Raw genomic sequence first — 11,280 nt, forward strand, 5'->3', positions numbered from 1 at the left:
TTATGAGCGCGTCGGCTTGGCCTTGTCAGCCCGCGCCTGTTCGCGCGCGGCGCGCAGCCGGTCGAGCTTGTCCTTGAGCTTGATCTCCAGGCCGCGCTCCACCGGCCGGTAGTACACGCGCTCGCCCATCGCATCCGGAAACCCGGTCTGGTCCAGGGCGATGCCGCCCTCGGCGTCGTGGTCGTACTGGTAATGCTCGCCGTAGCCGAGGTTCTTCATCAGCTTGGTCGGCGCGTTGCGCAGATGCAGCGGCACTTCCTCGGTGCCGCTCTCGCGCACTTCGGCCTTTGCCTGGTTGAACGCGGCGTAGCCGGCGTTGGACTTGGCGGTGCTGGCCAGGTACAGCACCAGTTGCGCGAAGGCCAGCTCGCCTTCCGGGCTGCCCAGCCGCTCGTAGATGTCCCAGGCTTCCAGCGCCATCTGCTGGGCGCGCGGATCGGCCAGGCCGATGTCCTCGATCGCCATGCGGGTCAGGCGCCGCGCCAGGTAGGCCGGATCGCAGCCGCCGTCGAGCATGCGCGTCAGCCAGTACAGTGCCGCATCCGGGTTGGAGCTGCGCACCGACTTGTGCAGCGCCGAGATCTGGTCGTAGAACTGCTCGCCGCCCTTGTCGAAGCGGCGGGTGCGGTCGGCCAGCACCTGCAGCAGGGTCTGCGGGGTGATCTCGCCGTCCTCGCCCTGCGCCAGCTCGGCGGCGATCTCCAGCAGGGTCAGCGCACGCCGCACGTCGCCGTCGGCGGCGCTGGCGATCTCCAGCAGCGCCGCGTCCGAGACCCGGATCGCCTCCTCGCCCAGGCCGCGCTCGCTGTCGTGCAGCGCACGCTGCAGCGCCTCGACGATGTCCTGCGGCGACACCGATTCCAGCACGTGCACGCGGCAGCGCGACAGCAGCGCCGAGTTCAGCTCGAACGACGGGTTCTCGGTGGTGGCGCCGACGAACAGGATGGTGCCGCGCTCGATGTGCGGCAGGAACGCGTCCTGCTGCGCCTTGTTGAAACGGTGCACCTCGTCCACGAACAACACCGTGCGGCGCCCGTCGGCGAAGCGCTGCGCGGCTTCGGCCAGCACCAGCCGCACCTCCGGCAGGCCGGACAGCACCGCCGAGATCGCCTTGAATTCGGCCTCGGCGTAATGCGCCAGCAGCAGCGCCAGGGTGGTCTTGCCGCAGCCCGGCGGCCCCCACAGGATCATCGAATGCACGCGCCCGGACTCGACCGCGCGGCGCAGTGCGCTGGCCGGCGCCAGCAGGCGTTTCTGCCCGACCATCTCGTCGAGCGTGCGCGGGCGCATGCGCTCGGCCAACGGGCGCATCGCATCGCGATCGACGCTCAGCAGGTCGGGGGTATCGGGGGCGAGGAGTCTGCGCTTGGCCACCTGCGCATTCTATCGCCGGCGTGTGCAGGCCGCGCGTTGCCGGTGGCGCCGGCAGCGCAGATCGGCGCCGCGCTGCCGCTACAATCCGTTGCGTTCCCCTGCCCTGCGAGTGTCCCGATGAGCCACCACCGCACGCTGGACGCCTTCACCCACGCGCACGACTTCCTCGGCGATCGCCACGAGCGCAACGCGCGCCGGACATGGGCGGTGGTCGCGCTGACCGCGGCGATGATGCTGGTGGAGATCGTCGCCGGCTGGTGGACCGGCTCGATGGCGCTGCTCGCCGACGGCATGCACATGGCCACCCACGCCGGGGCGCTGTCGATCGCCGGCTTCGCCTACTGGTTCGCGCGCCGCCACCGGCACGATCCGCGCTTCAGCTTCGGCACCGGCAAGGTCGGCGACCTGGCCGGGTTCTGCAGCGCGCTGATCCTGGCTCTGATCGCGCTCGGCATCGGCGTGGAGTCGGCGCTGCGCCTGGCGCAGCCGGTGCGGATCGCCTACGACGAGGCGATCTGGATCGCCTCCCTGGGCCTGCTGGTGAACCTGGTCAGCGCGTGGATGCTCGGTGCCGACCATCACCATGGTCACGACCATGGCCATGGGCACGCGCATGGCGATTCCAGCCACGGTCACGCAACAGCCGTGCAGCACCGCGCACACCACGACCACGACCACGACCACGACGATCATGCCCACGGGCACGCTCATGTCCATGCCCTCGCGCCCGAGCGCACGCATACCGCCGCGGACCACGCCGCGCACGCGCATACCGACAACAACCTGCGCTCGGCCTACGTGCACATGCTGGCCGACGCGCTGACCTCGGTGCTGGCGATCGTGGCCCTGCTGCTGGCCAAGACCCTGGGCTGGCTTTGGATGGACGCGCTGATGGGCATCGTCGGCGCCATCGTCATCGCGCGCTGGTCGCTGGGCTTGCTGCGCGATACCGGCGCGGTGCTGCTCGACGCGTCGGCGCCGGCCGCGTTGCAGGCGCAGATCCGGCAACGCCTGGAACAGGACGACGAGCGCATCGCCGACCTGCACGTGTGGCGGATCGGCCCCGGCCAGCATGCGGCGATCGTGTCGCTGGTGACCCACCGGCCGCGGCCGGCGGCGTTCTACCACGCGCGCCTGGAAGGCGTGGCGACGCTGGGGCACGTCAGCATCGAAGTGCAGACCTGCCCTGATTGAGCCGGCCCGGCTGAGCCGGCCCGGCGTGGCCGCGGCCGACGTTCGGCGCCTCAGCGGTCGCCGACCACGTCCACGTCCTTGTCCGGCACGTAGCGGAAGGTGCCCGCGGCGAAGGCCGGGTTGCGCTTCCAGCCGCTGAAGCTGATCTCGGTGCGCTGACCGACCGCATCCACCACCTCCATCCGCGCCAGGCCGCCGCCATCGAAGCCGAGCTTGGCGATCTGGAAGCTGGCCTCGGTGTCCACCTTCGGCGTCATCGACAGCCACTGCAGGCCGTCGCGGGCCACCGCTTCCTCGCTGACGTCGTACTGGCGGTCCAGCTTGCCCGGGTCGATCAGCGCGGTCAGCGGGCTGTTCTGCTCCTCCGCGCCCTGAGTGCGCACCGTGGCCTGCTTCAGGTCCGGATCGTAGACCCAGACCTTGGCGCCGTCGGCGACGATCAGCTGCGTATAGGGCTTGCGGTATTCCCAGCGGAACAGGCGCGGCGCCGACAGCGCGACGCGACCGCTGGCGGTTTCCTTCAGCGCGCCCTTGCCGTCGTAGACCTTCTGCGCGAACTGGCCGTCCAGGCCCTTGAGCCCGCGGGTGAAGGTGTTCAGGTCGTCGCGCGCGCCGGCGAAGGCGCTGCCGGCCAGCAGCGCGCTGGCGAGGACGGTATAGCGGAGTGTGCGAAGCATGCGGATGGAGTTCCGGATGGAGTGTGGGAAGTGTGCCGCGAACAAGCTGAATAGGCGATCAGACGGTGAGGCGATCAGTGTCCGGTCTGCATGCGGCCAAGGTCGCCGTACAGGATCTGGCTGCGGAAGCCGCGCCGCACCTGCTGGTACAGCTCGCGAAACGCGGCGTAGTCCTGCGGCTGGCACAGCGCCTCCGGGCCATGCACCGCGCGCCGGTGCAGCGTGTGCGTGGCGACCACGGTCTGCCCGTCGCGCACCCAGGTCGCGGCGTATTCGCCGGCGGCGTTGCGGAAACGGGTGTCGGCCGGAATGGCGATGATCGGCACGCTGTCCGGGAAGGTCAGCCGGTAGGTCTCGCTGCGCGCGTTGTCGTTGCAGTAGAACGGGGTCAGGTTGCGCTCGGCCGAGGTGGTCGCATAGACCCCGCGCACCGAATCGGCGCCGGGCATCTGCGGCAGGGTCATGCCGCCGACCACGCCGAAGTCGACGTAGTCGCTGGCGCGGAACTTATAGGCGTAGCCGAACGGTCGGCTCAGGTCCTGCGGCGCGCCCTGCAGCTCCAGTTCGCCGCTGCCGTCGAAGCCGGACGCGGCCAGGATCGATTCCTCGATGCGGGTGCGGTTCTGCGTGTTGAGCTGCACGAACATGGTGCGCAGGCCGATCTCGCCGATCTGGCCGCTGTCCAGCCTGGTGGTACCGCTCAGGCTGCCGTCGGCGGCGAAGCGGTAGTCGGCCTCGGCCTGGTACAGGTTCACCCGCGCGTCGTTGGCCGGAGTCCGCGCCAGGCTGCCGTCCACGGTGTGCAGCACCGGCACGCCGAGATCGCCGGCCGGCAACTGGCCGAAGCGCGCGTAGGGATTGGTCGAGTCCACGTACAGCTTGAACTCGGGCAGATAGGTGATGGCGTGGTTGAAGCGGCCGAGCACCGGCACCTCGGGCAGGGTCGGCCCGCCTTCGGCGCCGATCAGCACCGGCGTGCTGGCGATGCCCTTGGCCGCCAGCAGCGCCTCCAGCACCACGGTGTGGTCCTTGCAGTCGCCGTAGTGGTTGTCGAGGATGCTGTCGGCGCTGTTCGGCTCCAGTCCGCCATTGCCCAGGTACACCGCCACGTAGCGGATGTTGCGCGCCACCCATTCGTACAGCGCGGCGGCCTGCGCACGGCGCTCGCCGATGCCGGCGGTGATCTGCTCGGCGCGGGCGCGCACTTTCGGCGTGACCTGCGCGGCCACGCCGCTGCTGCGCTGGTAGGCCTCGCCCATCTGCGACCAGCGGCGGAAGCTGCTGGCCATGATGGTCGGGCTGAATTCCCAGGTCGCCGCCGCCCAGTTCTGGCTCTTCATCGGCTCGCGGCGCTGGTAGCGCCATTCCCAGCGCGCCTGCGCGCCGTCGATCTTCGGCGTGTCGACGCCGTCCACGCCGCGCGTGTACACGTGCATCGGCATGCGCCGCGGCGCGACCAGGGTCACCGTGGCGTCGTCGTACTGGGAGAACACGCTGAAGGTCTCCCACAGGCTGAAGTAGCCGGGGAAATACGGCACCGTCTGGGTGCGGCGCACCCGGTACACCAGGCGCGTGCCCGGCATCAGGTTGGGGAACACCACCACCTTGACCTTGCGGTCGGCGTACATCGCCGCCGAGGCGCTCGAATAGCTTTCCTGGGTGTAGATCTTGTCGGCCGGCACGTCATGGCGCAGCCCGTCCGGGGTGATCGCATAGGCCGCCAGCACCTCCAGCGTCTCCAGCTTCTCGCTGTAGCTCAGCCGCACCTGGCTGAACTTGTCCACGCCGGCCTTGGTCTTCAGCAGCAGCTCGTACTCGTCGGTCTCCACGCTGCTGGCGTCGTCGCGCACCTCGTAGTCGGCGCGGTAGCGCACGTAGCTGTAGTTGTTGGCGACTTCGGGCGTGGCCGCGGCCGGGCTGGCCGGGCTGGCCGCCGCGGCGGCAGCTGGCGGCGGCGCGGCGGCAGCGGACCCGGCCACGGCCAGGAAAGCGCACAGCAACAGGCGCAGGGTGCAGGCGGTTCGGGACATCGGCAACGGCAGCGGGCGGGAACGGCCGCCAGCATCGCATGCGGCGCTGCGCCGGACGGCCCCGGTGGCCGTGAGCCGGGATGCGGGCCGCGTCGCGCGTCTCACTTCGGCGGCGGCGGCGCCAGCACGCTGCGGTCGCCGTTGTGTTCGGGCGGGCTGACCACGCCGGCCGCTTCCATCGCCTCGATCAGCCGCGCGGCGCGGTTGTAGCCGATCTTCAGCCGCCGCTGCACGCCGGAGATCGACGCGCGGCGGGTCTCGGTGACGATCCGCAAGGCTTCGTCGTACAGCGGATCGGATTCGTCCCCGCCGCCGCCGCTGCTCTCCGGCAGGCCGGTGGCGCCGACCACGGTGCCGTCGCCCATGGTCTGCACCTCGTCCAGCACGCCCTCGATGTAGTCGGCCGGGCCGCTGGCCTTGAGGTGCTCGACCACGCGATGCACTTCCTCGTCGCTGACGAAGGCGCCGTGCACGCGGTCGGGCATCGCCGTGCCCGGCGGCAGGTACAGCATGTCGCCGTGGCCGAGCAGGGTCTCGGCGCCGGATTGGTCGAGGATGGTGCGCGAGTCGATCTTGGAACTCACCTGGAACGCGATGCGGGTCGGGATGTTGGCCTTGATCAGGCCGGTGATCACGTCCACCGACGGGCGCTGGGTGGCCAGGATCAGGTGGATGCCGGCCGCGCGCGCCTTCTGCGCCAGGCGCGCGATCAGCTCTTCGACCTTCTTGCCGACGATCATCATCATGTCGGCGAATTCGTCGATGAAGATGACGATGAACGGCAGCGTGTCCAGCGGCCGCGGCGCCTCGGCCAGGTCCGGGTTGGGCTTGAACAGCGGATCCATCATCGGCTGCCCGGCGTCCTGCGCGTCCTTGACCTTCTTGTTGAAGCCGGCCAAGTTGCGCACCCCGACCGTGCTCATCAGCTTGTAGCGGCGTTCCATCTCCGCCACGCACCAGCGCAGGCCGTTGGCGGCTTCCTTCATGTCGGTGACCACCGGCGCCAGCAGGTGCGGGATGCCCTGGTAGACGCTCAGCTCGAGCATCTTCGGGTCGATCATCAGCATCCGCAGTTCCTTGGCCGAGGCCTTGTACAGCAGGCTCAGCACCATGGCGTTGACCGCCACCGACTTGCCCGAGCCGGTGGTGCCGGCGACCAGCAGGTGCGGCATGCGCGCCAGGTCGGCCACGGTCGGGCGGCCGGCGATGTCCTTGCCCAGCGCCAGGGTCAGCGGGCTGGCCGACTTGTCGTATTCCTTGGAGCGCAGCAGCTCGCTCAGATAGATCATCTCGCGGCTGACGTTGGGGATCTCCAGGCCGACCACCGACTTGCCCGGGATCACGTCGACCACGCGCACCGACTTCACCGACAGGCCGCGCGCGATGTCCTTGTCCAGCGAACTGATCTGGCTGACCTTCACGCCCGGCGCCGGCTCGATCTCGAAGCGGGTGATCACCGGGCCCGGATAGGCGCCGACCACCTGCGCCTCGATGCGGAAGTCCTTCAGCTTGAACTCGATCTGCCGCGACAGGGTTTCCAGGGTTTCCTCGGAATAGCCCTTGGTCTGCGGCTTGGGATCGTCGAGCAGGGCCAGCGGCGGGATGCCGGACTGGTCGCCGCCGGTACCGTGGAACAGCGGGATCTGCTGCTCGCGCTTGGCCCGCTCGCTCTTCTCCACCACCGGCGCCGGCGGCGGCTCGATCTTGACCGGCTCGCGCTTGGCGCGCTGCACCGCGTCGACCTTGCGCACTTCCTCGCGTTCCTCGCGCATGGCGCGGGTCTGCTGCCATTCGTTGGCTTGCTGGCTGCCGCGCCGCGCCAGCGTCGGCAGGGTCATCACCGCGCGGCCGATGCGCTCCATCACCGCGAACCAGGACAGGCCGGTGGCCAGGGTGATCGACACCAGCAGCAGCACCAGCACGAACAGGTTGCTGCCCAGCGCGCCAAAGCCGGCGGTCAGCGAGCTGCCGACCAGCTTGCCGAGGATGCCGCCAGCACCGGCCACGTCGCCGCTGAACAGGCGCAGGTGCAGCAACCCGGTACCGGCGATCAGGAAGCCGACGATGCCGACCAGGCGCAGCGCCGGGCCCAGGTCGGCCTCGCCGTCGCCATCGCTGTCCATGCCGAACAGCGCGATCCAGGACACCGCGCCGATCACCACCGGCAGCAGGAACGCCACGTAGCCGAACAGTTGCAGCAGCACGTCGGCGATCCAGGCGCCGAACTTGCCGCCCATGTTGTGCACCGGCGCGATGACGCTGCCGGTATGCGACCAGCCGGGATCGGTCGCCGAATAGGTGGCCAGGCTGGCCAGCAGGTACAGCAGCAGCGGCGCGATCGCGATCAGCGCCAGGTCGCGCCACAGCTTCTGCCGGCGCGGATTGGCCGCGGCGGCCTGCTTGCGTGCGGCCGCGTTGGCGCCCTGGGATTTGCCGCGTTCCGGAACCTGCTTCGCCACGCTATGACCAGACCTTAGAAATACACCGTTAGTGTTTGATAATAAACGAATCGGATTGGCATTTCAGCAGTCGGCACCGGATCGGCAGGCGAAGCCTGAAGCGTCCAGGGCCCGCTCCTGCCGCGACGCGGCGGCATGGACACGCGGCGTGCGCAAGGCGGCACGCTGAGCGCAGGCCGCAGCGTTCTCGCCACGCGGCTTGATTCATCCCAGGCCGGCCGCCACTCTATGCGACTAAGCCGGAAGCCGCGCAATGCCGCGAATCCGCCGCCATTTCCACCTCTTCGCGAGTATACATGAGCTCTTCTGTCGCCAATTCCGCCAAGCATTCCCGCCTGCTGATCCTGGGTTCGGGCCCGGCCGGCTGGACCGCCGCGGTCTACGCCGCGCGCGCCAATCTCAAGCCGGTGGTCATCACCGGCCTGCAGCAGGGCGGCCAGCTGATGACCACCACCGAGGTCGACAATTGGCCCGGCGATGCCCATGGCCTGCAGGGGCCTGATCTGATGTCGCGGATGCAGGCGCATGCCGAGCGCTTCGACACCGAGGTGATCTTCGACCACATCCATACCGCCGACCTGTCGCAGCGCCCGTTCAAGCTCAGCGGCGACAGCGCCGAGTACACCTGCGACGCGCTGGTCATCGCCACCGGCGCCACCGCCAAGTACCTGGGCATCCCCTCGGAAGAGGCGTTCAAGGGGCGCGGCGTGTCCGCCTGCGCCACCTGCGACGGCTTCTTCTACAAGGACCAGGACGTGGTCGTGGTCGGCGGCGGCAACACCGCGGTGGAAGAGGCGCTGTATCTGTCCAACATCGCCCGCAAGGTCTATCTGGTGCACCGCCGCGACACCTTGCGCGCCGAGAAGATCATGCAGGACAAGCTGTTCGCCAAGGTCGCGGCGGGCAAGATCGAGACCGTCTGGCACCACGCCATCGACGAAGTGCTGGGCAACGAGGCCGGCGTCACCGGGGTGCGGGTCAAGTCCACCCAGGACGGCAGCACCCGCGAGATCGAAGCGCACGGGTTCTTCGTGGCTATCGGCCACCACCCGAACACGCAGTTGTTCGACGGCCAGCTGGCGATGAACAACGGCTACCTGGAGATCCGCTCCGGCCTCGGCGGCGCGGCCACCGAGACCTCGGTGCCGGGCGTGTTCGCCGCCGGCGACGTCGCCGACCAGCACTACCGCCAGGCGATCACCTCGGCCGGCTTCGGCTGCATGGCCGCGCTGGATGCCGAGCGCTATCTGGACAAGGGTGCCTGAGCGCGCAGCCACACGCCCGCTGATGCCGTCCGCAACGCACAAGCGCAGGCGGGCATGAGCGGCGTGCGCTGGCTGCACCGGCTCGACGAGGTCGCCGCCGCCGACTGGGACGCCCTGCACGACGGCCGCAACCCGTTCGTCGCGCACGCGTTCCTGGCCGGCCTTGAACGGCACGGCTGCCTGCGGCCGGACTGGGGCTGGAATCCGCTGCATCTGACCCTGTGGGACGGCGACACGCTGGTTGCCGCCGCGCCGGGCTACCTGAAGACCAACTCGCATGGCGAATTCGTGTTCGACCATGCCTGGGCGCATGCCTATGCGCGCTACGGCCAGGACTACTTCCCGAAATGGCTGTGCGCGGTGCCGTATTCGCCGGTGACCGGGCCGCGCCTGCTGGCGCGCGACAGCGCCGGGCGCCAGGCGCTGCTGGCCGCGATGCAGGCGCTGACCGAAGCCAGCGGCCTGTCCTCGGCGCACGTGAACTTCCACAGCGCGGACGATGACGTCGCGTTCGGCGACGACTGGCTGGCGCGCTGCGACGTGCAGTACCAGTGGCACAACGAGGCCGGCTGGACCGATTTCGATGCCTATCTGGCGGCGATGGACCACAAGCGGCGCAAGAACATTCGCCAGGAGCGGGCCAAGGTGCAACGCGCCGGCATCGGCTTCCGCGTCGTGCACGGCGACGAGGCCAGCGCCGCCGACCTGCAGGCGATGTACGGCTTCTACCTGCGTACCTTCGACGATTACGGCAATTCGCCGGCGCTGACGCTGGAGTTCTTCTCGCATCTTGCGCGAGAAATGCCTCGTAACTTTCTGATATTCCTAGCTACACTAGATGAAACGCCGGTGGCCGGAGCGCTGTGCCTGCGCGGCGGTGACACCTTGTACGGCCGTTACTGGGGCGGCGACACCCTGCCCGGCCTGCACTTCGAGACCTGCTATTACCAGGGCATCGACTACTGCCTGCGCGAAGGCCTGACCCGCTTCGAACCCGGCGCGCAGGGCGAGCACAAGATCGCACGCGGCTTCCTGCCGCGGCTGGTGCGCAGCCGCCACTGGATCGCCGACCCCGGCTTCCGCGCGCCGCTGGCCGACTGGTGCGCAGAGGAAGCGGCCGCGGTGCGCCAGCATGCGGCGGCCCTGCTGCGGCACTCGCCGTTCCGCCAGGACTGAACCGGCTACCCGATCGGCTACGCTGCGTCGATGCGCCGTCTCCCTGCCCTGCTTGCCACCGATCCGGCCGCCCCGTTCCCGCCCGCGGCGAGCGCGCTGCGCGAACCGGAAGGGCTACTTGCGATCGGCGGCGACCTGACCGCGACACGCCTGCTCAATGCCTACGCGCACGGCATCTTCCCCTGGTACTCGGACGGCGATCCGATCATGTGGTGGAGCCCGGACCCGCGCACCGTGTTCCGCAGCGACGCGGTGCGGCTGTCGTCGCGCTTCCGCCGCTCGCTGCGCCACTCGCCGTGGCGGGTGCGCGCCGACACCGCGTTCGCGCAGGTGATCGCCGCCTGCGCGCAGGCACCGCGCCGCGGCCAGGACGGGACCTGGATAACCGCCGAGATGAGCGCCGCCTATGTCGCCCTGCATCGCGCCGGGCACGCGCACTCGGTGGAGGTGTTCGACGGCGAAGAACTGGTCGGCGGCATCTATGGCGTGGCGCGCGGACGCATGTTCTTCGGCGAAAGCATGTTCAGTGCGCGCAGCGGCGGTTCCAAGGTGGCGCTGGCGACATTGGCCAGGCGCCTGCATGGCTGGGGCTGGCCGCTGATCGATGCCCAGGTCGAGAACGACCACCTGCTGAGCCTCGGCGCGCAGCGCTGGCCGCGCGCGGCGTTCCTCGACGCGGTCGCCACGCTGGTGGCCAAGCCCGCTCCACCTGGCCCGTGGACGCCGCATTTCGGCGAACTGGCAGCCGCGGAACTGGCCTTGCCCTGAGCGGGGTTAACGCAAACTTTGCATGCGGCGGCCGAGGCGAGTAAAATCCCCGCTCTTAAGGCCTTTGGCCGCACGCGAAATCGCACAGGAATACATGTCGAAAGACGACTCCATCGAATTCGAAGGCACCGTCAGCGAGACGTTGCCCAATACCACCTTCCGGGTCAAGCTGGAAAACGGGCACGAGATCATCGCCCACATCTCCGGACGCATGCGCAAGAACTACATCCGCATCCTGACCGGCGACCGGGTGAAGGTCGAGATGACCCCGTACGACCTGACCAAGGGCCGTATCACCTACCGCATGAAGTGACCGCCTCGCAGCGGTCATGAGAAA

General features: G+C 69.3%; 9 protein-coding genes. 5 read left to right on the forward strand and 4 right to left on the reverse strand.

Translation table 11 applies throughout. The features are described 5' to 3' along the window. The gene (locus HEP73_RS11545; RefSeq protein ID WP_185823396.1) at positions 1 to 1,311 is read right to left on the reverse strand and encodes a replication-associated recombination protein A; all 1,311 of its coding nucleotides are present in this window, start codon (positions 1,309 to 1,311) and stop codon (positions 1 to 3) included. Between the two features lie 180 nt (positions 1,312 to 1,491). On the opposite strand from HEP73_RS11545, the gene dmeF reads away from it, so the two are divergent. Next, a complete protein-coding gene (gene dmeF / locus HEP73_RS11550) occupies positions 1,492 to 2,568 on the forward strand; it encodes a CDF family Co(II)/Ni(II) efflux transporter DmeF (RefSeq protein WP_185820124.1) in 1,077 nt (358 codons plus the stop codon). A 50-nt stretch (positions 2,569 to 2,618) separates the two neighbouring features. Here the strand turns inward: dmeF and lolA are convergent, their stop codons facing one another. From lolA to HEP73_RS11565, 3 genes are all read right to left on the reverse strand, one after another. After that, positions 2,619 to 3,245 carry an outer membrane lipoprotein chaperone LolA gene (gene lolA, locus HEP73_RS11555; protein ID WP_185820125.1) on the reverse strand — a complete coding sequence of 209 codons (627 nt, stop codon included), beginning with the start codon at positions 3,243 to 3,245 and terminating at the stop codon, positions 2,619 to 2,621. A 74-nt stretch (positions 3,246 to 3,319) separates the two neighbouring features. After that, positions 3,320 to 5,275, reverse strand: coding sequence for a DUF3857 domain-containing transglutaminase family protein (locus tag HEP73_RS11560; RefSeq protein ID WP_255423474.1), 1,956 nt, complete (start codon positions 5,273 to 5,275; stop codon positions 3,320 to 3,322). Between the two features lie 101 nt (positions 5,276 to 5,376). Continuing rightward, a complete protein-coding gene (locus tag HEP73_RS11565; RefSeq protein ID WP_185816420.1) occupies positions 5,377 to 7,734 on the reverse strand; it encodes a DNA translocase FtsK in 2,358 nt (785 codons plus the stop codon). A gap of 296 nt (positions 7,735 to 8,030) precedes the next feature. Here HEP73_RS11565 and trxB point away from each other — a divergent pair, with 296 nt between their 5' ends. The 4 genes from trxB (at position 8,031) to infA (ending at position 11,256) form a co-directional block, all read left to right on the forward strand. Beyond that, positions 8,031 to 8,999, forward strand: a complete 969-nt coding sequence (gene trxB / locus HEP73_RS11570) for a thioredoxin-disulfide reductase (protein ID WP_185816421.1) — start codon at positions 8,031 to 8,033, stop codon at positions 8,997 to 8,999. A 54-nt stretch (positions 9,000 to 9,053) separates the two neighbouring features. Continuing rightward, positions 9,054 to 10,175: a GNAT family N-acetyltransferase gene (locus tag HEP73_RS11575; protein WP_185820126.1), complete on the forward strand. Its 1,122-nt coding sequence runs from the start codon at positions 9,054 to 9,056 to the stop codon at positions 10,173 to 10,175. A 30-nt stretch (positions 10,176 to 10,205) separates the two neighbouring features. Beyond that, complete coding sequence (gene aat, locus HEP73_RS11580; protein WP_185820127.1) at positions 10,206 to 10,943, forward strand: leucyl/phenylalanyl-tRNA--protein transferase; 738 nt, start codon at positions 10,206 to 10,208, stop codon at positions 10,941 to 10,943. A 94-nt stretch (positions 10,944 to 11,037) separates the two neighbouring features. Continuing rightward, complete coding sequence (gene infA, locus HEP73_RS11585; protein ID WP_004425677.1) at positions 11,038 to 11,256, forward strand: translation initiation factor IF-1; 219 nt, start codon at positions 11,038 to 11,040, stop codon at positions 11,254 to 11,256. Positions 11,257 to 11,280: the final 24 nt, after the last annotated feature.

Origin of the sequence: Xanthomonas sp. GW (assembly GCF_014236815.1) — a bacterium.
Lineage (GTDB): Bacteria > Pseudomonadota > Gammaproteobacteria > Xanthomonadales > Xanthomonadaceae > Xanthomonas_A.

Excerpts from the sequence above, each read along its gene's own strand:
- HEP73_RS11545 (WP_185823396.1), bottom strand. The coding sequence starts at position 1,311 with ATGCGCCCGTTGGCCGAGCGCATGCGCCCGCGCACGCTCGACGAGATG.
- dmeF (WP_185820124.1), top strand. The coding sequence starts at position 1,492 with ATGAGCCACCACCGCACGCTGGACGCCTTCACCCACGCGCACGACTTC.
- lolA (WP_185820125.1), bottom strand. The coding sequence starts at position 3,245 with ATGCTTCGCACACTCCGCTATACCGTCCTCGCCAGCGCGCTGCTGGCC.
- HEP73_RS11560 (WP_255423474.1), bottom strand. The coding sequence starts at position 5,275 with ATGTCCCGAACCGCCTGCACCCTGCGCCTGTTGCTGTGCGCTTTCCTG.
- trxB (WP_185816421.1), top strand. The coding sequence starts at position 8,031 with ATGAGCTCTTCTGTCGCCAATTCCGCCAAGCATTCCCGCCTGCTGATC.
- HEP73_RS11575 (WP_185820126.1), top strand. The coding sequence starts at position 9,054 with ATGAGCGGCGTGCGCTGGCTGCACCGGCTCGACGAGGTCGCCGCCGCC.
- aat (WP_185820127.1), top strand. The coding sequence starts at position 10,206 with ATGCGCCGTCTCCCTGCCCTGCTTGCCACCGATCCGGCCGCCCCGTTC.
- infA (WP_004425677.1), top strand. The coding sequence starts at position 11,038 with ATGTCGAAAGACGACTCCATCGAATTCGAAGGCACCGTCAGCGAGACG.